This window comes from Saprospiraceae bacterium, assembly GCA_026129545.1.
In the GTDB taxonomy this organism is placed as follows: Bacteria; Bacteroidota; Bacteroidia; order Chitinophagales; family Saprospiraceae; genus M3007.
In genome coordinates this window covers 1,279,967-1,305,312 of the sequence record JAHCHX010000001.1, presented here as the reverse complement: position 1 = coordinate 1,305,312, position 25,346 = coordinate 1,279,967, and the positions used below count along the sequence as shown (strand labels likewise).

Annotated in this window: 17 protein-coding genes and 2 tRNA genes; 11 read left to right on the top strand and 8 right to left on the bottom strand. The window is 50.9% G+C overall.

The window, feature by feature from the left end; all coding sequences use genetic code 11:
* Nucleotides 1-28: 28 nt before the first annotated feature.
* Entirely contained in the window at nt 29-406 is a 378-nt protein-coding gene (locus KIS77_04780) for a hypothetical protein (protein MCW5921635.1), read from the bottom strand.
* A 520-nt stretch (nt 407-926) separates the two neighbouring features.
* Here KIS77_04780 and KIS77_04775 point away from each other — a divergent pair.
* Complete coding sequence (locus tag KIS77_04775) at nt 927-2,906, top strand: hypothetical protein (GenBank protein MCW5921634.1); 1,980 nt, start codon at nt 927-929, stop codon at nt 2,904-2,906.
* A 30-nt stretch (nt 2,907-2,936) separates the two neighbouring features.
* On the opposite strand, the gene KIS77_04770 is transcribed toward KIS77_04775, so the two are convergent.
* Entirely contained in the window at nt 2,937-4,358 is a 1,422-nt protein-coding gene (locus KIS77_04770) for an arginine decarboxylase (GenBank protein MCW5921633.1), read from the bottom strand.
* A gap of 149 nt (nt 4,359-4,507) precedes the next feature.
* Entirely contained in the window at nt 4,508-9,433 is a 4,926-nt protein-coding gene (locus KIS77_04765; protein MCW5921632.1) for a translocation/assembly module TamB domain-containing protein, read from the bottom strand.
* Between the two features lie 296 nt (nt 9,434-9,729).
* On the opposite strand from KIS77_04765, the gene KIS77_04760 reads away from it, so the two are divergent.
* A complete protein-coding gene (locus tag KIS77_04760) occupies nt 9,730-10,962 on the top strand; it encodes an NAD(P)/FAD-dependent oxidoreductase (GenBank protein ID MCW5921631.1) in 1,233 nt (410 codons plus the stop codon).
* 15 nt (nt 10,963-10,977) lie between these two features.
* Here the strand turns inward: KIS77_04760 and KIS77_04755 are convergent, their stop codons facing one another.
* A complete protein-coding gene (locus tag KIS77_04755) occupies nt 10,978-13,749 on the bottom strand; it encodes a DUF1553 domain-containing protein (GenBank protein ID MCW5921630.1) in 2,772 nt (923 codons plus the stop codon).
* A gap of 221 nt (nt 13,750-13,970) precedes the next feature.
* Here KIS77_04755 and KIS77_04750 point away from each other — a divergent pair, with 221 nt between their 5' ends.
* The 6 genes from KIS77_04750 (at nt 13,971) to KIS77_04725 (ending at nt 19,112) form a co-directional block, all read left to right on the top strand.
* On the top strand, nt 13,971-14,879 hold the full coding sequence (locus KIS77_04750; protein MCW5921629.1) for a DUF72 domain-containing protein: 909 nt from the start codon (nt 13,971-13,973) through the stop codon (nt 14,877-14,879).
* Between the two features lie 138 nt (nt 14,880-15,017).
* On the top strand, nt 15,018-17,087 hold the full coding sequence (gene ppk1, locus KIS77_04745) for a polyphosphate kinase 1 (GenBank protein ID MCW5921628.1): 2,070 nt from the start codon (nt 15,018-15,020) through the stop codon (nt 17,085-17,087).
* 90 nt (nt 17,088-17,177) lie between these two features.
* Nucleotides 17,178-17,783, top strand: a complete 606-nt coding sequence (locus KIS77_04740) for a hypothetical protein (GenBank protein ID MCW5921627.1) — start codon at nt 17,178-17,180, stop codon at nt 17,781-17,783.
* Between the two features lie 130 nt (nt 17,784-17,913).
* Nucleotides 17,914-17,989 (top strand) — tRNA-Gly (locus KIS77_04735).
* A gap of 83 nt (nt 17,990-18,072) precedes the next feature.
* Nucleotides 18,073-18,156, top strand: a tRNA-Leu gene (locus KIS77_04730).
* Between the two features lie 50 nt (nt 18,157-18,206).
* Nucleotides 18,207-19,112 (top strand): ion transporter, encoded by a 906-nt coding sequence (locus KIS77_04725; protein MCW5921626.1) that lies wholly within the window; start codon nt 18,207-18,209, stop codon nt 19,110-19,112.
* A gap of 7 nt (nt 19,113-19,119) precedes the next feature.
* Here KIS77_04725 and KIS77_04720 read toward each other — a convergent pair whose 3' ends face one another.
* Nucleotides 19,120-19,704, bottom strand: a complete 585-nt coding sequence (locus KIS77_04720; protein MCW5921625.1) for a thymidine kinase — start codon at nt 19,702-19,704, stop codon at nt 19,120-19,122.
* Nucleotides 19,705-19,862: 158 nt separating this feature from the next.
* Between KIS77_04720 and KIS77_04715 the strand changes: the two genes are divergently transcribed.
* Together KIS77_04715 and KIS77_04710 are read left to right on the top strand one after the other, a co-directional pair.
* Nucleotides 19,863-20,573 carry a hypothetical protein gene (locus KIS77_04715; GenBank protein ID MCW5921624.1) on the top strand — a complete coding sequence of 237 codons (711 nt, stop codon included), beginning with the start codon at nt 19,863-19,865 and terminating at the stop codon, nt 20,571-20,573.
* Nucleotides 20,570-21,607 carry an FAD-binding oxidoreductase gene (locus KIS77_04710; protein MCW5921623.1) on the top strand — a complete coding sequence of 346 codons (1,038 nt, stop codon included), beginning with the start codon at nt 20,570-20,572 and terminating at the stop codon, nt 21,605-21,607. The genes KIS77_04715 and KIS77_04710 overlap by 4 nt, the downstream gene beginning before the upstream one ends.
* 6 nt (nt 21,608-21,613) lie before the next feature.
* Here KIS77_04710 and KIS77_04705 read toward each other — a convergent pair whose 3' ends face one another.
* Together KIS77_04705 and KIS77_04700 are read right to left on the bottom strand one after the other, a co-directional pair.
* Complete coding sequence (locus tag KIS77_04705) at nt 21,614-22,432, bottom strand: hypothetical protein (GenBank protein ID MCW5921622.1); 819 nt, start codon at nt 22,430-22,432, stop codon at nt 21,614-21,616.
* A gap of 23 nt (nt 22,433-22,455) precedes the next feature.
* Entirely contained in the window at nt 22,456-23,187 is a 732-nt protein-coding gene (locus KIS77_04700; GenBank protein ID MCW5921621.1) for an esterase family protein, read from the bottom strand.
* A 206-nt stretch (nt 23,188-23,393) separates the two neighbouring features.
* On the opposite strand from KIS77_04700, the gene KIS77_04695 reads away from it, so the two are divergent.
* On the top strand, nt 23,394-23,771 hold the full coding sequence (locus KIS77_04695; GenBank protein ID MCW5921620.1) for a VOC family protein: 378 nt from the start codon (nt 23,394-23,396) through the stop codon (nt 23,769-23,771).
* Nucleotides 23,772-23,989: 218 nt separating this feature from the next.
* Here the strand turns inward: KIS77_04695 and tilS are convergent, their stop codons facing one another.
* On the bottom strand, nt 23,990-25,333 hold the full coding sequence (gene tilS / locus KIS77_04690) for a tRNA lysidine(34) synthetase TilS (GenBank protein MCW5921619.1): 1,344 nt from the start codon (nt 25,331-25,333) through the stop codon (nt 23,990-23,992).
* Between the last annotated feature and the right edge of the window lie 13 nt (nt 25,334-25,346).

The following is a 25,346-nucleotide window of genomic DNA, read 5'->3' as shown; positions in this document are numbered from 1 at the left end:
CCGCCTTAGTTTTTGGTAGGTACTGTGCTCACATTTTCTTCAAAATCAGCACATCATCGCTGCCGCGCCCCTCGCAGGGGTCACTTACTTTGGTGAAAGTGAGCGTGTCGCCATCCAGCGCGTAGGTATAGACCCCCTTTTGGTCGCTGGGGCAAGCGAACTCGCCACTGACGTCCCACACCGTGACGCGATTGCCCTCGGTGACGTGCTTGCCGACGACATCAACCTTCCCTTTCATGCCCATGTCAACTTCATAACCGTCCTGGCTGATGGACATTTTGAATTTGACCACTTGGCCATCGGGCATCTTGCTTTCGCCGACCCAGTCACCAGCAAAAGCCGTTTGGGAGAATCCAGTGAACGAAAAGGCTAAAAGGAGCAACGCGGACAAGAGTGATTTTTTCATCTAAATCAAAAATTTGGTGAATAAAATAGTTTGAAGTGCGAATATAATTTCAATATCCGTGAAAAAATCAAAATAAAGCACATTTTTAAATGAAAAAAGGGTGCTTGAAATTGATACGGGCTGATTTTCAGCGCGATATGTCCAATGCGATATATATGCCTCGCCCCGTCAGGTTTTGTGCATTCGGTTGGCGACGTTTACTAAACTTTCAAAGTTGAAGTGCTGAGACAAAATTATTCAAGCATTTCACACGACGACACAACGGCACAAAGAATTGATTATCAGAAAAATAAAATCGCAATGTCGCCGTGTCGTTGTGTGAAATAAATCTGTCCGGGTACTTAGTAAACGTATTTTCGGTTTGGACCATGCACAAAACCTAGCAGCGCGAGGTATAGCATTCTTCTCCAACTATCTCCAAAAGGCGAGCTATGCCGCCATGAATGGCAAAACCCCGATTGTCTCGTTGGGCTTTTGAGGTTCGCCTTATTTTAGCGGCTGTAATCACAATTTTGCTTGCATGAAAAAAACAACACTACTTGCCCTCGCTGTGCCCGCGTTCGTTGGTGCTTTGGCATTTTTTCCTGTCGAAAATCAAAAGCCAAACTTCCATACAGCGGCGGAAATGGCATTTTTCAAGCAACATTTCAGAAAAAGCGCCCATGCGCCACATACTGACCCTTCCGCACACGGGATGCTGGTGCCCATTGACTCAAATATCCTTTTTCCCACGGCCTCTCTCTGCTCTGGGTGTCATGGTCACGACCCCAACGGCAAGGCGATGGTGCTTTCCGATGGCACCGACGTGAATATATACGACGACTGGCGCTCTTCCATGATGGCCAATGCGGCACGCGACCCTTTCTGGCGGGCCAAAGTGAGCCATGAGATACTGACCAACCCGGCGCACAGCCTTGAATTGCAAGATAAATGCACCTCATGCCACGCACCGGCTGGCCATTACCAAGCTAAACTGCGTGACCATAAAATGGTCTATACGCTTGCCGATTTGTACGCCGACACTCTGGGTTTGGATGGCGTGACGTGTCAAACCTGCCACGCGCAAGCGCCTGCCCTGCTGGGCAGCCTGCATTCGGGCAAGTTGAACTACGACACCAATTACATCCGAGTCGCTTATGGGCCTTTCGAGTTTATTTTCGAGCCACCCATGCGGGAGTTTGTAGGCATCACACCCGTCTATGGCGAACACATTCTCGATGCGGGGCAATGCGCTGGCTGCCACACGCTTATCACCAAAACGGTGGACAACAGCGGGACTTATACAGGCAATACTTTCGTGGAGCAGGCGACCTATCACGAGTGGCTCAACAGCCGATACGACAAAGACCACGACAACGTCACATGCCAAAACTGTCACGCGCCATACCTGCAAGAGGCGGTGGTGATTTCCGCGAATTACCAGTTCCTGACCAACAAATTCCCCTTTGCGGTGCACGAAATGGCGGGCGCCAACGTGACCATGCTGAAACTGATGAAAGAGCATCGCACGACACTCGGCATCCCGGCGGAACCCCAACACTTTGACAGCACTATCGCCGCCACTTTGCGTATGTTGCAGCACCAAACCCTCGACCTCTCGATAGAAACAGGTGCCTTGCACGGCGATTCCGCGCTGTTCAAAGTTAAAGTGGCGAACAAGGCGGGGCACAAGTTTCCCTCTGGCTACCCCGCACGGCGGGCTTGGTTAGAGTTTGAAGTAAAAAACCAAATTGGCCAGGTGGTCTTTCATTCGGGGCGCTGGAACCCCGACTTCAGCCTGCCCGACGAGGACAGTAACTTCGAGCCACACCATGACCTGATAGACCAGCCCGGCCAAGTCCAGATATACGAATTAGTGCCGGGAGACGTGAACGGGCAATTCACGAGTGTACTTGAGCGAGCGCACATTGCCCTGAAAGACAATCGTCTCGTGCCGCAAGGCTTCTCGCTGAGCGACCCTGCCTATGACACCACGCGCATTGTGGGGGCTGCCCTGCAAGACCCTACTTTCAACCTTTCCGAAGGCTCCGATGTGGTGCATTATCGCATCTCGACCCACGGCTACACGGGGCTGCTGTTCGTGACGGCGCGTGTGTGGTATCAGAGCCTGCCGCCCAAATGGATGGCACCGATGTTTGCCTTCAGTTCGCCAGAGATTGATGCCTTTAGGGCGATGTTCGATGCAGCCGACCGTTCGCCTGTCTTGGTGGCCGAGCATGTGTTAGACCCTGTTTTCGTGTCGCCAGTTTCAATAAAAGACATTGATAAACAGGAACTTGTAAAGATTTATCCCACGCTTAGCCGCGATGGTCGGGTACTGGTGGAGGCCGCTTCGGGTGTTCGGGTGCAGCGAGTGCAGGTCTGGGATACAGCAGGAAGGCTGGTCTGGGACAAAACCGATGCGCAACAGCCGCTTCATCTGCCCGAAAAGAGAGGGCTTTATTTTGTGTTGGTGACCACCCAGCAGGGTAGGGTAGTGGAGAAGGTGGTGCGGGAGTGAGTGGGGGATGCCTAACCGTTAGGCCCCCATTCACGAGGCATACGGCGAATCATACCCTAAAATTCGTAGCATAGAATCGGCATCCTGCTCCTGGAAAACTTCCCAGTCGGTGAACTCGCCATAGTAGTTTTTGTCAATGAGGATATGCTTGGGGGATGGGAGGAGGCAGTGTTTTAGCCCACCGTAGCCGCTGAGTGCCTCTTGGTAGGCACCCGTGTGGAAAAAACCCAAGTAGAGTGGCTCGTCCTTTTCCTCATTGTAGGCTGGCAGATAGACTTGGTTGATGTGCGCTTCGGAGTTGTAGTAGTCCGCGTTGTCGCAACTGATGCCGCCGATGTTCACCTTTTGGTACTCCTTGTCCCAGTGATTTACTGGTAGCAGAATAAATCGCTCCTTGATGCCCCAACTATCAGGCAGGGTATTGATGAGAGAGTTGTCGAGCATATACCACTGTTCGGCATCGTTTTGTTGTTTTTTGCCAATGACGGAGAAAATCGTGGCGCCGCTCTCGCCCACGGTGTACTTGCCAAATTCGGTGTAGATGTCAGGTTCTGGCACCCCTTCGTCGTCACAATACTCCTTGATGAGGCGCACGATTTCGTTCACCATGTATGGATAGTCGTATTCAAAGCCCAGCGAGTTTCGGATTGGCATGCCGCCGCCGATGTTCAGGCACGATAGGGTAGGGCAGACCTTCCGAAGTTGGCAGTAGGTCTTGATGCCTTTTTTGAGTTCCGTCCAATAGTAGAGCGTATCCTTGATGCCAATGTCCACAAAAAAGTGGAGCATTTTGAGTTCAAATTTTGGATTGGGTGCCACTTTTTCCTGATAAAAATGCACCACCTCGCTCTGCCGGATGCCCAACCGCGAGGTGTAAAACTCAAAATTCGGCTCTTCCTCGGTCGCCATGCGGATGCCTATGTTGCACTTTTGCTGCTTTTGGAGCAATTCGTCATATAGGGCCAATTCATTGGCGTTGTCGCACACCGGGATGACGTTCTGGAATCCTTCCTCAATGAGGCGCACGATTTTTTCGGCGTAGGCGCGAGGCTTGTAGCCGTTGTTGACGATGGTCGTGCTTTTGTTGATTTTCCCCAACTTGTAGAGCCGCCATATCAGGTCAATATCAAAGGCAGAGGAGGTCTCCAACTGGGTGCCGTTTTCCAGCACCTCGTTGAGGACGAAGGCGAAATGCGAGCTTTTGGTGCAGTAGCAATAGACGTATTTGCCGTTGTAGTTGTATCGCTGGATGGCATCACGGAAGAGTTTTCGGGCAGTCTGTATTTTTTCGCCAATCTTCGGCAGGTAGGTGAGCTTCAGCGGCGTGCCATATTTTCGGATAAGTTCATAGATGTCAATCTCATTGAACAGAAGACGGTTGTCTTTCAGGCTGAAGCCGTCTTGCGGGAAATCAAAGGTTTGGGCGACGAGGTCGTAGTATGAGTTTTTCATTGAAAACCAATCAACAGAGGGATAGCGCAAATTCCTTTAGCCGAAAATGCGCACAAATGTAACGGATGGCGCGAAATTGGGGGGGGGTAAAGTTTTTGCGCTTTTATTTAACATAATATAAATTATAGGAAAATTTGGAAAACAAAAAGTCAACTCTTTTTCTTGAACCAGTTGGTCGCGCCCGCAATCATGTCGCTGAACGAATCGTAGTCCTTGCGAAAACTGATGCCGAACCCGTACCGCGCCCTGCGTTGGCCGCCTGCTATGTCCGGTTCTGTGCGCTGATACACTTTGAGGCGCCATTGGCGATTCTCGGTGAGTTGAATCTCGACAGTGACATCCTCACCCAAGAATCCTTCTTGCACGGCGGTGCCGGGCTGGCCCAAGCCGAACTGTGAGCCAAATTGTACCGTCACGCGGTCGTTGGCAAATCCGCTGGTAAGGCGCAACTGCAGCTCACGGCCCACTTGGGTCGTTTGGCCGGGGTCGGTCAAGGCATTTTGATACTCATTGTAGGCAATGTCGAATTCGATACTCGAAACCGCTCCCCCAAACCATTCAATGGCCAATTCAGACAAATAGTTTGATAATTGGTTGCTCAGCACTTGGGTCAGGGTATTGAACGCGGATGCCAGATAATCAGAGTTTTGAATGAAGCCGCCAGCATTGGACGGAAGGAACGACCCTACCACCACCAACCCAAATACTTGTCGGTTGAGTTCGTTCTGGTCTTGGCGCAAGAGGCGCACCTTGTTTTCCACCAACGACCGGAGCTGACTTGAAATATTGGGGAAATCCAAGTCAAAACTGATGGTGGGTTTCATCAAATCGCCTTTCAAGTGCATCGTCACAACGACCCGTGTGGCTTTGCTCGCCTCATTAGCGGCGTTGGGTATCAATTCAATCACATCTCGCAACAGGTTGTATAGCGACGTGTTTTCCTCGTAAGTAGCGTCAAGGCTGATTTGAGCGCCATAAGGGTCGCCATACCAATTGATGGTACCTCCGTTCAGCACGTTGAAGGGTTTATTGACCCAGTTGAGCAAAGTGAATAGGTATTCCCCTCGTCGAATTTGATAACTGCCGTACATCTTGAACTCCCCTGCTCGTGTCATCACCAAAGTAATGTCGCCCTCTCCCCTACCCTTTATGATGTCGCCGCTTTTTTCGTCGAAAATCAATTGAACCTCGGCATCCTCTGTTATGGTGAGATTCATCTCGATGTTCAGCCCATCGTCATTTGATTTGACACTTTTTATTTCTTTTTCGACATCTTCTGCTTGGCGCTTGGGTTTGTAGTTGATAAAATTCGCTCCTTGTGCATCGCTTGCCGAAGTGATGGGGATGTATAGCCGTGTATCCTTCCCGGTCGTGGCATCCACCACGATGTTCGTTCGCACAAACGTGCCACTGAATACGGCCTTGAATTTTCCTATTCCCTGTCCGTAGTAGAGCGCGTTGTCGTCGGGCAATGTATTGAGTACCAAAAAGTTGTTGTTGACAGAAGCCACTTCACAGGCCACAGCCCAATCGTGAAAATGATTGTGAATCAGCCCGCCATTCACGATGGCCAAGTTTTTTTCTGTGGCATCCCATATCTCCACGCTGTCTGCCCATATTTTGTATTCCGTCAGGCTTACTTGCTGATTTTTGATGTGGAACATGGAGCCTAGGTAATCCATCTGGAATTGGCCATTTAGGATTTGGGCACTGCCCCGCACACCAATTTGTTCAAAAGTGCCAAAAAGTGTGGCATCGGCATTGAACTTGCCTGCCGTTTTCGATATGCCGGGTACGATGGTCTCGAGTATGGCTAGTTGGAAACTGTCTGCCACCACCCTTGCTCTTACTTCGCCGGGCGCGATGTCAATGCGTTGTTGCAAGAACTCGATTGTTTGCGGTTCGTTGCTCGGGGGTAGCCATGTGCCCAAAAAACGCAAAGTGGGTTGCTCGATGCCTTTTTGTGTCACAAACCGCCATTGAAGCGGCGCTTTTATGTGTGGCATTCTCACAAATCCGTAGAAACTGCTGTAAGACTTTTCCTTTATGAAGAGCTCGTCAATATCTATGTTGGCCTCAATGTCCTGCAATTGGTATAATTCCTTGATGGTGACATCGAACCCGGCTATCCTGCCCTTAATGTTCAAGGTGGTGTCGTTGATGAAATCGTTGACAAACTTGACATCGAAATTGGCCAAGCTGAGCCGGAGGCCTCGCCCTTCGTTGTGCTTTTCCACACTCAGGCGCAGGTTGCCGCTCATCAAGTCAAAGTTGTATGGCTCGAACACATCCTTGCCAAAACGAATGTAATTATTTTCGTCCATGTACCAAGATGTGTTGAACAATGCAATCTCGGACGCATTGAATTTGACTTGCCAAAGCGAGTCCACTATGTTGAGCAACCCGTTGAGGTGAATACTTTCCACAATGGCGCTGCTATCTTTTGCGTCAAAGTTGAAAGCCAAGTCCTCGTCGGTCACAAAGCCGTCGAGTCGGAGTGGTGGCAACTCGTATTTGCCTGACAATGTGGTGATTGGAATGCGGAGGTTGTAGAAAGATGTGTCAGGTTCACCTGTCCATTTGAAATAAAGGTCTTGTATCTGGACACCGCTGTATTTGATGGAAGGGGCGGTTATTAGCATATTTGTCAGTCCTTTTCTCGCCTCTACCGCTGCGGTGGCGCGTACCCCCCGCAGCGTGTCGAGGTCGTCGGAAAATAGCCGCGTAAAGCCCTTAGTGTCTTTGACTTGAAGCCACATCGTGAAATTGTCGGTAAGCACCGTGCTATCGGGCAACAATCCAATTCGCTCGGCAAAGGCCGGGTGTTGGCGCGCAAACAACTGCCCCAAGGTGTTAGGCAAGGTCGGCATATCGAAGTAGCCGTTCATGTCCCCATCCAATATATCGGAGCGAATAGAGAAAAAGCGCGTGCCATCGGGGCGGTAGCCCGACGCAAATCGCAAGTCGTCCATGCGATGAGTTTGCTCCCTGTCTTGCAGAATCATAAAATCGCTCAACTCGATTTCGCCTACCACGTCTTCTATACGCCTCGCTTTCAAGTAAATACGTTCAATATCGGCGGAAAGCACCCAATCTTCGTCGAGTAGGTTGAGGGCGCCGAGGTCGAGGCGGGAAAGTTTGGCGCTAAAGTCGAACAGGGGCACCGAGTCGCGCAGGTTGATGTTGCCTTTCAGGTCAAAACGGATATTGTCGTCGTTCACGCCGAGGTCGCCTTTGAACACATATTCCTTGAAATTGCCGTTCAGGCTGATATTCTGGTAGTTGTAATTTCGGAAGCGCACGGAATCAACCTTCCCTATCACGCTCGCATCCAAAGTTTTGAGGGTTAGGCCACGAGAAGGTTCTTTGATTCGTATGTCGAAACTCGTTGGGCCAAAGTCGGGGTTGTCTGTCCAAGTGGCGAGGTCAAAATTGGCCATGTTGATATGGCCCGAGTAAACGGCGTTGTCACGGCCTGCCGAAAGGTCGAGCTTCAAGTCAACTACTCCTTCGCCAAGGTCTGTGAGCAGTTTGCCTTCGAGGATGTGGTCGTGGCCATAAAAGTTGTCGTAGTGGCCACTGAACCCTATCTGACCAAGCCGATAAAAATAGTCTGGCGCGGAGAAGCCCGGAATGATACGAGTGATGGTGGTGAAATCGGAACGCAGGGTTTCAAATTTTAGGCTAATTATCTGAGGGCCGGGGTCGCTGCCCGTCAGGTTGTTCCCATCGAATTTGCCCTTCATGTAGGTTCGAGCATCCAATTTGATGTCCAATTCGCGGCCTTTCAGGTTGTTCACCTTGTCGTAGATGAACCCCGATATTTCAGCCACCTCTTCCGCGTTTTGAATAAAAAACGGGTTGTTGGCCACAGCCTCACTAAAATAAGAAATATCCCCAATGCGCAGTTTGGAGCCTTTGTCCAACTGTATGTCGAGCCGCACTTTGTCGGGAAATCTTATGAAATCCCGGTAGGTATTGTAGTGGAGCGCGATAGTGTCGCCCAAAGAGGTGCCCGGGGTTTGCAAGGTCGCGTTGTAAAGCCCGACCAATGTGTCGCAGACCACTACCCTCTCTGCTTCCACATGGCTTAGGTGGAAACCCGATTTTTCTTTGGCGGACAAGTTTTTGAGAATGCCGCGAAACACCAAGTCGTCGTCGAAAACAATGCTGTCTGCTTGGAGGCTGATGTCGTGCACTCTCAGATGTTCATAATCCATCACATCCGGTCTAAGGACATAATCCGGCACCGCATCGTACTTGTCCAAAGAAAACCGCCCGTCTGTGAGCGAAAAGCGCCCAATGGAGAATCGCAATGGTCTCTTGGGTTGTGCATTTTCGATGGTGTCAATGGCGGATGCTATGGCTTGCGCGACGGGGACGACGCGTTCGGGCAATGGCCTCGAGGGACTTTCTTCCAGCGCAAAGGACAACCCCTTGATATCGGCTGAGCGAACGTCCACGATTTTTGATGACAAATCAAGATTGTTGACCCGAATGGTGGCGGATGGCAGTTTGAAATGCATTCGTTGCCCTCGCACTTCGTCGTCCTGTAAAAACTCTACGTCGCTTAAGTGCAGATTTTGAATGCGAACCCGAAAAGGCGTGGGCTTCTTGGGCGGCGTTTTAGGCTCGGAGTCAAAATAGTCAAGGATGAATTGCAGGTTGTTGTGGTATTCTCCCGTTTTTCTGCGAATGTTGAAGCGTGCCTTTGTGAGGCTTATTTCGTTGAATTCCAACTTGTTGCTGAACAAGGTAAAAACGTTGGTGTTCAACCCCGCGACCAGTTCGCCGGCGTAGAGGAGGGTGTCGCCTTTCAAATCCTGAACATAAAATCCTTCCAACACCAAATTGTCGAAAAAACTGATGTTGATATTGCGCACCTGTACGGTGGTGTTCAATTCGGAAGAAAGGTAGGCCACCACCTTGCGAACCAGCCAGTTTTGCACTGCGGGCATTTGCAAAACCAAGTACAACACGATGAGCGTCAGCACAATGCCAAACACGATGTTTTCAATGCGCCGCCACACCATTTGCGAGAGCGCCAGTATGCGCTGCAATGGTCTTTTTTGCATTGGAGAATCTTGTGTTTGAGGCTGCTCGGCCATTTGCTTGAGAAAAAATCAGGCAAAGAAACGTCGAATCTGCCCGATATGTGATGAATATCCCCAGATTAAAGAGGATTTGAGCCTGCCCATTGGGCAAGGCATGAATATCTTTGATTGATTTGCATGATTTTCAAATGGTTGCAAGGGTTGTTTGTTAAAAAAACACTTCATATTCCAAGGGCTTGCTCGACCAAGTGAAGCGGACGGGGCTGATTTGTGTTGACAGCAAAATGGTTTTATAGAACACACCTACCTTCGCCTCTATGTCCATCATACTCAAAACAGACGTTCTCATTATCGGAGCAGGTCCGGCAGGAGCCACCACCTCTCTTTTTTTGGCGAAAATGGGCATTCCCCACCTCATTTTGGATGCCGCTGTTTTTCCCCGCGACAAGGTCTGTGGCGATGGCCTCGACCTCAAGGTGGTGCGGGTGCTGCGTCATCTCGACCCTAACATCGTGGAGCATGAGCTCCCCAACAACCCAAATTTCACTCCGTGTTGGGGCACACGATTCATAACGCAGAATGGCCGCCGTGTTGATTTTGTTCATCGCTCCCATCCGCAGGCCCCCCTACCCCACCCTCTCTTTTGGACGGCCAAACGTCTTTACTTTGACGAGTATTTGGTGAAAAAGTTTGACGAAACCTGCGCCGATTTTCGACAAGGCACCCCGGTGAAGCATCTTGTTCGAGATGGTAATGTTTGGCGGGTATTGGCTTCTGCTCAGTCGGGCGAGGAATTGGAAATTAGAGCGCCCTTGCTTATCGGAGCGGATGGCGACCATTCGGTGTTGCTCAGGCATTTGGGCGAGCGAAAAATTGCCCGGTGCCACTATGCGGGCACACTGCGACAATACTGGCATGGTGTAGCGGAGATGTCCCCTCAGAACCTCATCGAAGTCTATTTTCCGCCTCGCTTGCCTATGTCTTACTTTTATATTTTTCCGCTGCCCAATGGTGAGGCCAATGTAGGTTATGGTATGGTGAGCAAAGTGGCAGCAAAAGGGGGGCATAAGTTGCGCGATATTTTCCAAAAACTCATTCTGGAGGACCCGGTGATTGCGCCGCGTTTTCAAAGCGCCACACCTTTGGAGAGGCCTGTGGGTTGGGGGCTGCCGTTGGCGTCGCGTCGGCGAAAGGCCTTTGGTGATGGCTACTTGTTGGTGGGCGATGCCGCGTCTTTGGTGTGTCCCACGAGCGGCGAAGGGATTGGGACGGGCATGATTTCGGGATACATCGCTGCGAAGTTTGCCCACAAAGCATTGACGGACAGGCGCTTTGATGCCGAGCAGTTCAAGCACTACGACCGCGAAATATATCGTCGGCTACATGCCGAAATCAGATTGTACCATTTGATGATGGCGCTTTCTCCTAAAATCTATGATGCGGGTCTGAACTGGCTGGCTCCCAACCCTCTCTTCCGGTGGACATTCAAACATCGGGTAAATGGCTGGCTGAAGACTGCGTATCAGCGCGAAATTGAGGTGTTTTTTTGAAGACAAATTCGCTGGTCAGTTCTTCATAACGAATTCGTCCAAATTCATCACCGCATTTGCGACCAATACCAACGCCGCTTTTTCGGGTGTGTCGTGTCGCGGGTCGCAGCCGACCATTTCGCCGCGAGCGGCTGGGTTGCCCCGATATGCTTGCAGCGCGGTGTCGTAGAGTTTTTGCAAATGCCCCAATTTGCCTGCCGTGATGGGTTGTCCGGTGGCTTTTTCATAAAGGCTTGCTATGAGCGTCTTGGCCTCTCGATTTTCATTTTTATCCCATGTTTTCAAGGCCAGATGCAACGCCGTCTCCACATAAACGGAGTCGTTGAGTGTAACCAATGCCTGCAAGGGAGTGTTGGTGCGAATGCGCCGAGCGACACAAACTTCTCGCGCCACGCCGTCGAAAGTGAGCATGGAAGGGTAAGGGCTGCTGCGCTTCCAATATGTGTAAACTGCCCTTCTATATTGGTCTTCTCCTTCGCTTTGTTGCCAAGAGGTGCCATTCCACGGGGACTGCCACACACCATGAGGCTGGTAGGGGTAAACGCCTGCACCGTACATTTTCTCGCAGAGTAAGTCGCTGACTCGCAGCGCTTGGTCTCGAAGTTGCTCTGCTCCAAGTCGTACCCGACTACCGCGAGCGTATAGATGGTTTTCAGGGTCGTGCTCAAGTAGTGTCGGCGATGTTTTGGACGACTGCTGATAGGTGGCAGACAAGACTATTTCGCGGAGCAGCCGTTTGATACTCCATTGATAATCATTCATTAACTGCCACGAAAGCCAGTCCAACAGATCTGGATGAGTGGGCGCTATGCCCTGCGAGCCAAAGTCTTCAAGGGTCTCCACGATGCCGTGCCCGAACATTTGTTCCCAAAGGCGATTGACCAAGACACGGGCAGTCAGCGGGTGTTTTTTATCGGTAAGCCATTGCGCAAGCCCCAGACGATTGGAGGGGGCGTTTGCCGGGAATTTTGGAAAAATATCCGGCACGTCCGGTGTCACCTTTGCTCCCTTCACCAGCCAATTGCCGCGTTCAAAGACGTGGGTCTCGCGCATCATGTCTTTTGGATTTTCGAGCATGATGGGCGTGAAGGCTGATTCCGCACGAAGCAGGTGCCAGAAATCGGCCTCGACTGTTTTGTTTTTGACTGGAAAAGATTCGGAGAAGTGAAACCAATCGAAACTCATCCCTGTGTCTTCCTGCTTTTTCAGGTTGGGGTTTTCGTAAAAAAACCAGAGGTCGTGGGTTTTTAGCCCTTCGTTATCAAAATCAAGTGACGTGATTTCCCGCTTGCCTTTTGTGTTTTTCACTAAGGTCGAAAACAACACCGGGCCGTCGGGTCGGTCGAGTCTGACCGTCCATCGTCCGCCATTCACGTTGCTCCAATAGCGCCAGAGCAGTTGGTTTTTTCCGGCGAGCGCGACATTTTTCAGGCGGCTTACGGCATGGTTGCGCATGGTGAGCCATTTGGTATCGTACAGCTCGCAATTGGTAAAGGAATCTGCCGCGATGGAATAGATGGCCGGCTGCCAAGTTTTGACAAACAATTTTATTTCGGCTGCCTTCTCAGGTGAAAGGTTTTCCCCAAGCCATCCAGCGAACTTGAGATACTTCACGCTATCTGCTTCGATGGTGAAGTGGCGCAAGGCTGGGTAATCTTCCCAAGTATCCTCGTCGCGGGTGTTGTTGAAAAACGCCATGAATCGGTAATAGTCTTCGTGGCGGAATGGCTCGTAAGGATGTCCGTGACATTGGGTGCAGGCAAATGTGGTGCCCATCAGCGCCTCCCAAGTCGTGTTCACGCGGTCGAGAACGGCGGCGATGCGAAACTCCTCATTGTCGGTGCCTCCTTCGTCGTTGGTCATTGTGTTGCGGTGGAACCCCGTGGCGATGTATTGGGCATCGGTGGGATTGGGCAACAAATCACCCGCAAGTTGTTCTGTCAAGAATTGGTCATAAGGCATGTCGTCGTTGAACGCCCGGATGAGCCAATCTCGATAACGCCAGATGAAGCGCGCTGCGTCGCGTTCATAGCCCTTCGTGTCGGCGTAGCGGGCGAGGTCGAGCCAGACGGCGGCCCAGCGTTCGCCGAAGCGCGGAGAGGCGAGCAGTGAATCCACCAGTTGGGTATATGCCGCTGAGGATGTGTCGTTTAGGAAGCGTTCGGCCAACGAGTCGGGCGCTGGTAGGCCAAGCAAATCAAGGCTGACACGGCGCAACAAGGTGCGTTTGTCGGCACGTTCGGAAGGCTCCAATCCTTCTTTTTTCAAACGAGCGAGGATGAACCAGTCAAGGTCGCTTGCTGCCCAATCGTTTTTATCGGGAGCCAACAGGCCGAATAAACGGCGCGACGGCTTGGGGACTTCCGGCCGTTCCACGGGCTTGTAGGCCCAATGCGTTCCCCATTCGGCACCTTCCTTTATCCATTGTTTCAGAATGGCTATTTCCTCGTCGAGAAGCGGCTCTTCATGATAGGGCATTCGCTCCTCTGGGTCGTGGCTCATGATGCGCCGGATGAGCTCGCTCTGACTTGGTTTGCCCGGCACAATCGCTGGTTTGCCCGATTCGGTGGGCGCAAGCGCATCCGCGCGGGTCATCAGGCTGAAACCCGCTTTTTGCTTTACTCCGCCGTGACAGGAGATGCACTTTTTGTTGAGGATAGGTTTGACCTGCGTGTTGTAATCTATTCGGTTGGTTTTCAGCAGGGAAGGCAAAATGAAAAGTGCCGCCACGAGCAAGGCCGCAGCGAGGATTTGTTTGTGGCGAAGCCTTTTTAGCCAGAGATTCATCGTCGCAATTTTCAAAAAATGAATTGGAAACGATGTGTTTTCGTTTCCAAAAAATCAAAGTTTACGATGACTACGCTTCGGTCGGCGCTTCCTTTTAAAAAGTCAATTACATTTTGAAGATAGGTGGCAAAGGCAAGCGCCATTAGGAAAAGGACAGAAAATGGTTTCATAACAAAGAAGGATTGTGGAAATGACCTACTTTTCGCCCAAAAGTAATCAAAATGGATTTTGGAAAGTTGCCTTCCGTTGACAAAGTGGATTTTGCCCTTGCGCCAGAGCCACCTCAAAACGCGGAATTGTTGGCTGCCCTGCCGCCGCTCGCCAAACCAACGATTTATCTCGGCGCGACTGGCTACAACATGAAGTCTTGGGTCGGCCAATGGTATCCGCATGGAACCAAGGAAAAAGATTTCTTGCGCTGTTACGCCACGCAGTTCAATACCATCGAACACAACACTACGCATTACCGCATTCCCGATGCCGCCACAGTGGCACGTTGGCGCAAGGACACGCCCGCCGATTTTCGATTTTGCCCCAAAATACCCCAAACCGTCAGCCACGCCCGCGATTTGGGGCTGAACGGCAGGGAACTGTCCCTTTTTTGCGAAGTCATTGCTGGCTTGGAGGAGAAATTAGGCTGCTGTTTTTTGCAGTTGCCGCCTCATTTCAGTGTGCGAGAGTTGAATTTGCTCGCTCTTTTTTTAGACCATTTTCCTTCGGATGTGCCGCTTGCCGTCGAGGTGCGGCACGAGTCGTTTTTTCAAAAAACAGCTGCGGCGGAAAGTTTTTTCCAATTACTTCAAAGCCGTAACATTGCGACCGTCATCACCGACGTGGCAGGTCGGCGAGATGTGTGTCATCTCCGATTGACCCACCGACAAGTGTTGATTCGTTTTGTGGGGAATGCTCTCCATCCGACGGATTATCAGCGGGTTGCAGATTGGGCGAACAGGTTGAGAACATGGCTCGATGGCGGCTTGCACGAGGTTTATTTTTTCGCCCATGAGCCAGACAATTTACTTGCGCCCGACTTGGCTGCGTTTTGCGCCGACAAATTTTTGAGTAAAATTCCCGGCGTGACTTTGCGCGGGCCTCAAAAAGTGGGCGGGGTGCAGGGGGTGTTGTTTTAAGCAACCCATTTGTTCGGTGTTAAATTTACGTTAGCCTTCAAGCATTTTTTTTGAGCGTCTTCGATATTCTCTTCGAAAATCTCACATTTGCACGTTTTCAAAATTCATCAAATCCAGCTTGACTCTTACATCTCCGCAATGGAATCCCTGCCCTACGTCCACCGTGATATTTCTTGGCTCTCGTTCAATTACCGTGTGCTTCAAGAAGCCAAAGACCCCGCCGTGCCCCTCTTGGAGCGTTTGAAGTTTTTGGCTATCTATTCTTCCAATCTCGACGAGTTTTTTCGCATTCGCGTGGCGGGCATTCGGAACCTCAAAAAGGTGGGCAAAAAAACCAAGGCGCAACTTGACTTTGACCCGCGCGTGGTGCTCAAGGAAATACACCGCATCGTCAATCGGCATCAAGAAGAAATCTCGGAGATATTCGAGCAACAAATCGTGCCGGAGCTCCGCAAGCATCACATCCACATTTTGCGCAGGCTCGACCTGAGCCTCGAGCAGCAGCAATTCGCCGAAGGTTATTTCCGCGACAATTTGCTTCCATTCGTGATGCCCGTGCTCTTGGTGAAGCGTCGCATCCGGCCTTTTCTGGCCAATGCGCACCTCTATCTTGCCGTGCATCTGCGCCAGAAAAAGAGACCGCTCGCCGATAGCGAGTATGCGTTGGTGAAAATACCATCCGACCAGCTTCCCCGATTCATCCAGCTCCCCTCATCCGGCGACCGGCACGATTTGATTCTGCTCGACGACATTGTGCGCAACTCGGTGTCGTGGCTTTTCCCGGGTTACGAGATTCAAGATACCTACTCTATCAAACTTACCCGCGACGCGGAACTCTACATTGATGATGAATACTCTGGCGACTTGGTTCAAAAAATAAAGTCGAGCCTTCAGAAACGGCAGGTCGGCCCAGCCAGCCGTTTTGTCTATGACCGTGAGATGCCATTGCATCTACTTGAATATCTGCAAGATACTTTTGACTTGGGCAAAAATGACATGCTGCCGGAGGGCCGTTATCACAACAATTTTGATTTTTTCAAATTTCCCGACTTCGGGATGACCCACCTCAAAAACAAACCGCTTCCAGCCCTCCACCACCCTGCCCTCCACGACGCGGAAACCCCTTTTGCCGTTATCAGCAAAAAAGACCAACTGCTTCACCCCCCATACCAATCCTATCAGTCGGTCATCCATTTTTTTGAAAAAGCTGCGGACGACCCCGCCGTGACGCACATCAAAATCATTCAGTACCGGGTGGCGCGGCACAGTCGGATATTGGAAGCCTTGATGAAAGCCGTTCGACATGGCAAACAAGTGTCTGTTTTTGTGGAAATCAAGGCTCGGTTCGACGAGGCTGCCAACCTCGAATGGGGCGAAAAACTCGAAAAAGCAGGCGTGCGTGTCCATTATTCCTTTCCCGGCGTGAAAGTACATTCCAAGTTGGCCCTCGTCCGTCGTGTGGAAAACGAACAGCCAAAACTGTATGCGTATCTCGGCACTGGCAACTTCCACGAAGAAACCGCCAAAATTTATTCGGATTTCAGCCTCTTCACCGCAGACCCTCGGCTGACGACCGAAGTGAGCAACGTCTTTTCTTATCTGGAAAACATCAAACCCCCGAAGCAAGAATTCGAGCACTTGTTGGTTGGGAAATTCAATCTGCGTCCGGCGCTCTACCGATTGATTGACAACGAAATCCAAGCAGCCAAACGCCGGAAGCCAGCTAGCATGATTCTGAAAATCAATAGTTTGGAAGATAAGGAGATCGTGGCCAAACTATACGAGGCCTCCAAGGCGGGCGTTAAAATCAGGCTTATCGTGCGGGGCATCTGTTGCCTCGTGCCGGGATTGAAAGGCTTGAGCGACAACATTGAGGTCATTAGCATTGTTGACCGTTTTCTCGAACACGCCCGTGTGTTTGTGTTTCACAATGGTGGCGATGAGCGCATTTTTCTCAGCAGCGCCGACTGGATGGAGCGCAACCTGAGCTATCGCATCGAAACGACTTTCCCGGTGTACGATGCAGACCTCAAACGCGAAATCAAGGAGCTCCTTGCCTTGCAACTCAACGACAACGTGAAAGCCCGCATTATAGACCGCTACGACCAGAACGAATACCGCCGAAGCAACACCGATATACCTGTGCGAGCGCAATTGGAAACCTATTTTTATTTCAAACGAAAATTGGACGCAAGCATGCCGGAGTGATATTCCGAATGGTGCTGCCGAGCCTACATTTGCGTTATGAGTCCATTCACCGAACAAGAACGACAAGAAATACAAGCGTTTTTTGGAAAAATGCCAGAACACTTGGAAGCGGGGCATTTCAAAAAAACGTTGCGCGAGCTCCGCGCCAAATACCACCCTGACAATTTTGAGAAATTCGGTGACGACACCGTGCGCCAACTTGCAACCGAACGTTTCCAGCGCATCGAGCGACTGGCGGAAAAAATAGAGCAGTGGCTTTCAGGCGGCACGCCCAACGAACAACTTCCGTCCATCAGCAAAGACCCCATTCATCACCCGCAGGCTCGCTTCGCTTTTCGCGAAATGAAAATCGAGATTCGCACAGGCGACAAGGATTTGAAATACCACTTGTTTGGCACATTTTATCGTTGGCTTGCGCTGGGCGAACGTTTCAAAATACCTGAGAGCAAAGCGTTTTTAATCGCCGATGAGGAACATCTGGGGCGCAGCATCGGCTTTGTGGAGTCCATCCGGGTATATCTGACTTTTGAAGAGGACGACTCGGTAGAGACCATCGCGCATTGGCTGCACTCGAAAATCGAAGGTCGTGCCGATGCTTTGCTCATCGAGGGAGCGTTGGTGCCGATAGACTATGATGCTATTCTGACAGAGATAAAGCGGCGTTCTTTCAAATTGCTTTCTGCCGAGACGGCATAAGTTGTCCCTGAAAATCAGGCGATTGAAACAAAATGTAATTTTTTTTGAAAAAACATTTGCGCACCTGAAAACTGCGCTGCTATCTTTGCCGCCGCTAAACGCCGGAAATAAAGATTTCGGCATCTACTATGCGGAAGTAGCTCAGTTGGTAGAGCGCAACCTTGCCAAGGTTGAGGTCGCGAGTTCGAGTCTCGTTTTCCGCTCCATTCAAAGCCTGCGACAGTCGCGGGCTTTTTTGTTTGCGCAACGTACTGCTGGTTTTCTTATCTTGCCTAACTTTGCGCACACAGCCCGGGTGGTGGAATGGTAGACACGCAGGACTTAAAATCCTGTGGCTGTAGAGGCCGTACGGGTTCGAGTCCCGTCCCGGGCACAAGTTGGGGGTACTTCTCTCGGAGTGCTCCTTTTTTATTTGTTTCCAATATGAACGCAGCTTTTTTCCGCCGCATCGCCGACAGTCGTTGGTTCAATCTTATTGTGCTCGGAGTGATACTCGGAGCCGGGGTATTGGTAGGAGTGGAGACGTATCAGCAAGACCCGGACTCGCCGTGGAGGGATACCCTTGCATGGTTCGATTTCCTTGTGCTAATTGTCTTTACCCTTGAATTTGCCATCAAAATTGGCGCAGAGGGCGACCGACCTTGGCGATACTTCAGCGACCCATGGAACGTGTTCGATTTTGCCATCGTGGCTATCTGCTGGCTGGCACATCTCACCCCCAGCGTGGACGCCAGTTTCGTGGCGGTCATCCGTTTGGCTCGAGTCCTGCGGGTATTCAGGTTGGTGCATGCCTTGCCCCAGCTCAAAATGCTCGTGAACGCCATGCTAAAGAGCATCCCATCTATGGGCTATGTGGGCCTTATGCTTTTGTTGCTCTACTATATTTATGGCGCTATGGGCGTGTTTCTTTTTGGAAAAAACGACCCCTTGCACTTTGGCACCCTGCACACAGCCATGCTCACCTTGTTTGAAATCAGCACGCTCGAAGGCTGGGTTGACATACTGAAGGTCAATATGTTTGGCTGCGACCATGCTGTGTGGGGGTACGAGGAAGGTGCCGACTGTGCCAACCCCAATGCTCAGCCAAACGCAGCGGTGTTGTACTTCGTCTCATTTGTGCTGTTTGGCACCATGATTATCCTCAACCTATTTATCGGGGTCATCATGAACGCTATGGACGAAGTGCGTGCCGAACAATCGCTGGAAGAGCGGCAAATGAGAAAAATTGCTGGTGTTCAAAATCTGGAGGACGAAATCGTGGAAATACATCAACAATTGGACAACATCAAAAAACAATTGGATTACATCGCGTTCCGGCTCAAGAAGTGACCTCCAATCATTTTAAGCGCAAGATGTTCCCCATTTGATAACACGAACGGCAACGCGGCTCGTAGTGGCCTTTTTCTCCCAACAGCACGACTTCCTCGCCAACTGCCAGCCGATAGGAATGTGTGGCTAAATTGCCACAATGCACACAAATTGCGTGTACTTTGGTGACATATTCGGCTATTGCAAGCAGACTGGGCATCGGGCCAAAAGGCACTCCGCGATAGTCTATGTCCAAGCCAGCCGCAATGACCCGGATGCCTCGCAAGGCTAACTCGGCACACACTTCTGGCAAGTCTTGGTCAAAAAATTGCGCCTCATCAATACCAACCACTGCCGTTTTGTCATTGACCTTCAATAATTTGGAAGAATGTTCGACGGGTTGCGCCAACACAGATGTGGTGTCGTGCGAGACGATGGCCGCTTCGTCGTAGCGCGTGTCGGCACGAGGCTTGAACACCTCTACCTTCATTTCGGCGATTTTGGCTCGTTTGAGTCGGCGTATGAGTTCCTCTGTTTTGCCAGAGAACATACACCCGCAGATGACTTCTATCCACCCGCTGCGCTGACCTTTGAAATGCGGCTCAAGAAACATGCAGGAATTTTTGTTTGAAATGTCTAATGGTTCTTCGCATTTTTTTGAACTTCGCCGCAAAAGTATAAATCCCCCCAAGCCTTCATAAATCCCTGCCATAAAATCAGCACCTACCACTTTCACCATAACCGTCCCGCTATCGGGATTGACTGCATTACATGGATTTACTGAAAACTAAAATCTTTCTTGACAAACTACAGCGAGAGTTCAATCGCCTGAGCAAAGACCCCGAAAACATCGCCCGTATTGATGTTGATATCATGGCATCTTATGTGCGCGATTTGTACGACGCGCTCCACTCAGAGGAAGCCGCCGCCCCCACAAAGCACCCAGCTTCGCGCCGACACACGCACGAAAGACCAGCAGAAGTAGTTGTGACTCAAAGCGCACCACCGCCGCCGCCTGCCTATGTGCCACCGCCCCCCCCACCCCCTCCGCCACCACCATCTGTTTACGAGGAGGCCGCTCCTTCCGCGCCACCGCCCCCTCCGCCACAAGAAGAAAGGCCAGCGCCCGCCCCGGCGGCAAAATCACACCATGCGCCACGCCACCACCACGGTGATGCGGAACTACTTTTTGAGGAAAAACAGGCGAAGGAGCTTTCCGAGAAGCTCGCAGAGCAACCCATCGCAGACCTGAAGAAGGCCATTGCGCTCAACGACAGGCTGTTGCTTACTCGCGAACTGTTTGCGGGCGATGGCAAAGTATTCGAGACGACTGTTCATGCGCTCAATCACTTTACCAATTTCGACGAGGCTAAATCTTATTTGATTGAACATTGCGTGACCCGCTATCTATGGTTGGATAAAAAGCGCGTGGAAGAGGCCAAAAAATTTATCAAACTCGTGCGGCGGCGCTACAAACAATGAAATTTCTAATTGTCGGGCAGGGCATCGCTGGCACCCTATTGGCTTGGGCGCTACGGCGCAGCGGTGCATCCGTCCTCATCGCCGACGGGGCGTTGCCCGGCAATTCATCGCTGGTAGCCGCGGGTGTCATCAACCCTGTGACAGGCAAACGCTTCGTCAAGTCATGGCGTTTCGATGAGTTTTTTCCCGTCGCGCGTTCCACTTACCGCTCACTGGAAATAGCGCTTGGCATACGGATATGGATGGAGCAACCCATCATCCGGCTATTGGCCACGCCCGAAGAGGCCAATGATTGGTCTGCCCGCTGTGCCTTGCCTGATTACGCCTCCGTGCTCTCGAATGCGGATGACGCGGGCGAATGGGCGGGTTTGGTACGTCCAAATTTTCAGTTTGGCGTGATTCATCAAGCCGCACGGGTTGATTTTTTCAGTTTGCTCACAACGTTTAGAAAAAAAAACGACGACGCAGGGCTTTTTTTAGCAAAAAACGTGACCTATAAAGAAGCGGAAAGAATGTCGGACAATTTTGACGGGGTGATTTTTTGCGAAGGGTGGCGCGGGAGAGACAATCCATATTTCCCGCGTTCGCCGTGGCAGGTAGCCAAAGGCGAGGCGTTGATGATTAGGCTTGATGAAACACGAGGGGCACACATCAATCATTTGCTAAAAAAGACAGTGACGCTTGTCCCAATGGGCAGCAGTCTGTTTTGGGCAGGAGGTTCGTACCAATGGCACTTCTCGGATTTGTCGCCAAGTGAAAGAGAGCGAGCGTTTATCCAAAAAAATCTGGACGATATGCTCGCCGCGCCTTACACCCTTATTGACCACATCGCGGGCGTTAGACCTGCCGTGAAAGACCGCCGTCCCTTGATTGGAAAGAGTGATGCGCACCCTAAAATGCACATTTTCAATGGGTTTGGTTCTAAGGGGGGCTCACTTGCTCCCTTTTGGGCAGCACATTTTGCCGCGCACTTGTTGCGCGGGGAGCCACTTGATGCAACAGTGGACATAAAACGATTTTCAGCCGCTCTATGAGGTGCTTTATCGGGGTTTGCTGAAAAATTTGTGAAAAAAAACTGCTTGGAAGTCAAGTGCGTTGCCCCAATAATCGCCAGTGTGTCCGCCCGGTCGTTCCGTGTATTCGTGTGGGATTTTCTCCTCCAGCAGTCGGTGGCGCATGGTGCGGTTTGCCTCAAGAAAAAAATCGTCCAAACCACAATCAATGATGATGGAGAGCTCTGCTTTCTTTAACAAAGGCACCAGATTGACCACCGAGTAATTTTCCCAATTCGACCAGTATGCGTTGGGCTTGCCAAGCACTCCTTCCAAATCCCAACTGTTTTTCTTGAAGGGGCGCAAGTCCAGCCCGCCTGCCATGCTTCCAGCCGCGCCAAAGACATCGGGATGTCGAATAGCCACTGACATGGCACCGTGCCCACCCATGCTCAGCCCGGCAATGGCACGTCCTCCCCTACTCCGCCGAGTGTGGTAATAGTAGTCAATGTACGACACCACTTCCTTGGCAATATGTGTGTCATAGCGAACAGTCGAATCTACCGGACTATCCAAATACCAGCTGTCATAACCCCCGTCGGGGCAAACAATGAGCATCTGATAGTTGTCGGCATGCTGACTCAATTGAGGCGCGTCGCCAAGCCAACTGGCAAAATTGCCACTCCACCCATGCAATAGGTATAGCACTGGATAAGGCTCGCCCATGACACTGTAATTGTCAGGAGCGACCACGAGGCACCTGATATGTTTCCGCATGGATGGGCTATAAATTTCCACCGTGTCCACGCGGCCAGCAAACGCAGCATTTGCCATCAGTAGGCTGAAAATGAAGGCAATGAGTTTCATAAAGCACCGTAAAAAATGCTTTTTCAGAATTTTTGGTCAATCACATAAGGCAACATGGCACGCCAAGTGGGCCAGTCGTGTCGCATATCTGGCCCCCACACGTCGAGGTCGTGGCCGATGCCTTTGGAAGTGAGGATGCCTGCCAAATTGCGCGAAGCCTCGGGGTCTTCGTAGTCGCCAGAGCCACTCAGAATGTGGATGTGCCCACTTTTGCGCAGCAGATATAGCAGATGCTCATCGTTCAGGTTGGGCAAATAGTGACAGGGCGAGTTGAAATAAACATCTTCGTCGTAATAGCCCTTGGTGTATGAAGTCAAATCATACACACCCGACATGGCTATCGTGCCTTGAATCAAGTCGGGGCGACGGAAAAAAAGATTGGCAGCGTGCAAAGCGCCCAGCGATGCCCCGCTCGTGATGATGGATGTGCTTTCGCTCGTGTGTGTCCGAATGAAAGGCACTACCTCATTTTCCACATAAGCATTGAATTGCTGGTGTCTGATGGCCTTGTGGCGTGGGTGCATCCGGTTGTTGAGCCATGCTTCCGAGTTGATGCTGTTGATGGAAAAAACTTTGACTTTCCCTGCATCAATGTAGGGTTCAAGCGCCCCAATCAGGTGGAATCGCTCGTATTCCAGATAATCGGCGGCTGCGGTAGGTAGCAGCAAGAGTGCAAAGCCAAAGTGCCCGTACATGGCTATTTCCATGTTTTTGTTGAGGCGGGGGCTAAACCATTGGTGGATTTCTCGATTCATGTGCGATGTAAAAAGTTGATTCGAAGGTTTGATTTGTTCTGAACGTAGTCCGGCAAATGTAGAAAAAGAATTTTCAGAGAAAAATAAACATTTTGTTTGTGCTTCTAAAACAAAATGTAAATCTTTGTGCCGTCTTGGCTCAACCGCCCTTTTGAAGGGCGCACAGCCGTTGAACTGCAATTTTTCACTACTAAAAATTTTTTTCTATGGAATTCAAAAACGCCATCAGCTGGTTTGAAATACCGGTTGTCAACTTCGCCCGCGCAAAAACCTTTTACCAAAAAATCCTCGACTTCACTATGGAAGAGATGGAGATGAGTGGCATCCGCATGGGTATGTTGCCACACGACCGCGAGAACGGCGGTGTGGGCGGTGCGATTTGTTTCGGGGAGGGCTACGCGCCATCTGGCGAGAATGGTGTGAAAATTTACTTGACCGCAGGCAAAGACCTTAATGATGTCTTGAATCGCGTGGAAAATGCTGGCGGCAAAGTGATACTGCCCAAAACGGAAATTGCGCCAGACATGGGGCATTTTGCTTTCTTTGCCGATACAGAAGGCAATGTGTTGGGGCTTTATTCGTAGAAGGCGCTGCCCGCGTGATTTAAGGTTTGCCACAAAGTCGCGGAGGCGCAAGGTTTTGGGAAACAATGTCTTAATGGCTTTGCGACTTTGTGGCGACATTGATGAATAAACTTCGCGCAGCCAAATTGTGGGCATGGCTAAAAGCGCAATTTGCTAAAAATCAGGGAGAGCGAGCATGGTGTGCTGGCAAATTCTAGCGAATCAGGGCATAAATTCAGTTAGCCCCCCCTAACAAACGCGATTTTGAGTAAATTTTTGGTGGTCTCACTCACCCTGAAACGCTCGTCGAGCCGATAACCCACCACCCAGACGATGGCACCGTCCCCATTTTCGAGCACTAGGACTTTTTCTTTGTCAAAGCGCGACAGCTTCAGGTTGGTAAACAAGTCTTGCAATTTTTGGCTGCGCCCACCCATGCCAAACGGCTGAAAAACATCGCCCTGTTGCCATGAGCGCAGATGTAGCGGGAATCGCAATTTCTCGGCATCCACCACGATTGCTTCTTTCCCATCGGGCAAATTGGAGGCGTCGAATATGGTGGTCAAAATCATGCGGCCTCCCTCTGCGACGCTCACCATCAAGTCGTCATGATGAATAGTGTGGCTTTCGACAGCGGAATGATGAGCGTCGGACAGCAAAATCAGGTCGCGGTCGTTGAGCAACCGCCAGCCAGTTTTGGACTGAATCTCGATACCAATGTGGGAGAGATTTTCGGCTATTTGGCGGGTTTGCTCTTCCGTGAAGCCTTGTTTTTTCAGCAATGCTCGTAAAGCGAGGTGAGGCGAAGGAAGCAGCGAAAGTTTGTGTTTGTCAATGTGAAACACCCTTTCCCCTTCTTCTTTTCCATCAAAAAAATAGCGCCACAGCAAAAAGTGCAGGTTCTCATCGGTCTCTCGCAAACGAGTCAGATTGCGCGTTGCCGTGCCCAAAAAATTTGGGTTGAGTTCCTCCAACAAGGGGATGACACGGTGACGCAGAAAATTGCGGGCATAGTCCTCGGTGGCGTTGCTGGCATCTTCTCGCCAAGAAATACCTTGGCCTTCGGCATAATCTTCCAATTCCAAACGCGACGCGAAAAGCAGCGGACGAATCGCGCGCCCCGTCTTGGTCGCTATACCTTTTAGCCCACTTAGCCCTGTGCCACGCACAAAATTGAGCAAGGCAGTCTCCACCGAATCGTTCAAGTGATGGGCTGTGGCTACGCAGGCAAATCCATTTTCCGCGATGACTTGGCGGAACCATTCGTAGCGCAACTCGCGAGCGGCCATTTGGGTCGAAAGGCCGTTCTGCGCTGCGTACTTATCCGTTTCAAAACGTTTCGAGAAAAACGGAACGCCCCAGCCCTCCGCAAGCGTTCGAACGAACTGCTCGTCGCTGTCAGACGCCTCGCCTCTCAATTGGAAATTACAATGGGCAATGCCAAACGGCCATTGAGCCGTGTGAAACAAATACGCCATCACCGTCGAATCGAGACCTCCGCTCACAGCCAAAAGAGTCGGCCTCGCTTCGTCGAGCAAGTGTTCGGAGCGGGCAAAGGCTTGAAAACGTTCGAACAGATTCATTGCTCAAAGGTAG

Coding starts and splice junctions, on each gene's coding strand:
- ppk1 (MCW5921628.1), top strand. CDS start 15,018: ATGGAATCCCTGCCCTACGTCCACCGTGATATTTCTTGGCTCTCGTTC.
- KIS77_04700 (MCW5921621.1), bottom strand. CDS start 23,187: ATGAATCGAGAAATCCACCAATGGTTTAGCCCCCGCCTCAACAAAAAC.
- tilS (MCW5921619.1), bottom strand. CDS start 25,333: ATGAATCTGTTCGAACGTTTTCAAGCCTTTGCCCGCTCCGAACACTTG.
- KIS77_04695 (MCW5921620.1), top strand. CDS start 23,394: ATGGAATTCAAAAACGCCATCAGCTGGTTTGAAATACCGGTTGTCAAC.
- KIS77_04705 (MCW5921622.1), bottom strand. CDS start 22,432: ATGAAACTCATTGCCTTCATTTTCAGCCTACTGATGGCAAATGCTGCG.
- KIS77_04770 (MCW5921633.1), bottom strand. CDS start 4,358: ATGAAAAACTCATACTACGACCTCGTCGCCCAAACCTTTGATTTCCCG.
- KIS77_04780 (MCW5921635.1), bottom strand. CDS start 406: ATGAAAAAATCACTCTTGTCCGCGTTGCTCCTTTTAGCCTTTTCGTTC.
- KIS77_04750 (MCW5921629.1), top strand. CDS start 13,971: ATGGATTTTGGAAAGTTGCCTTCCGTTGACAAAGTGGATTTTGCCCTT.
- KIS77_04775 (MCW5921634.1), top strand. CDS start 927: ATGAAAAAAACAACACTACTTGCCCTCGCTGTGCCCGCGTTCGTTGGT.
- KIS77_04760 (MCW5921631.1), top strand. CDS start 9,730: ATGTCCATCATACTCAAAACAGACGTTCTCATTATCGGAGCAGGTCCG.
- KIS77_04765 (MCW5921632.1), bottom strand. CDS start 9,433: ATGCAAAAAAGACCATTGCAGCGCATACTGGCGCTCTCGCAAATGGTG.
- KIS77_04720 (MCW5921625.1), bottom strand. CDS start 19,704: ATGTTTCTTGAGCCGCATTTCAAAGGTCAGCGCAGCGGGTGGATAGAA.
- KIS77_04725 (MCW5921626.1), top strand. CDS start 18,207: ATGAACGCAGCTTTTTTCCGCCGCATCGCCGACAGTCGTTGGTTCAAT.
- KIS77_04755 (MCW5921630.1), bottom strand. CDS start 13,749: ATGAATCTCTGGCTAAAAAGGCTTCGCCACAAACAAATCCTCGCTGCG.
- KIS77_04710 (MCW5921623.1), top strand. CDS start 20,570: ATGAAATTTCTAATTGTCGGGCAGGGCATCGCTGGCACCCTATTGGCT.
- KIS77_04740 (MCW5921627.1), top strand. CDS start 17,178: ATGCCAGAACACTTGGAAGCGGGGCATTTCAAAAAAACGTTGCGCGAG.
- KIS77_04715 (MCW5921624.1), top strand. CDS start 19,863: ATGGATTTACTGAAAACTAAAATCTTTCTTGACAAACTACAGCGAGAG.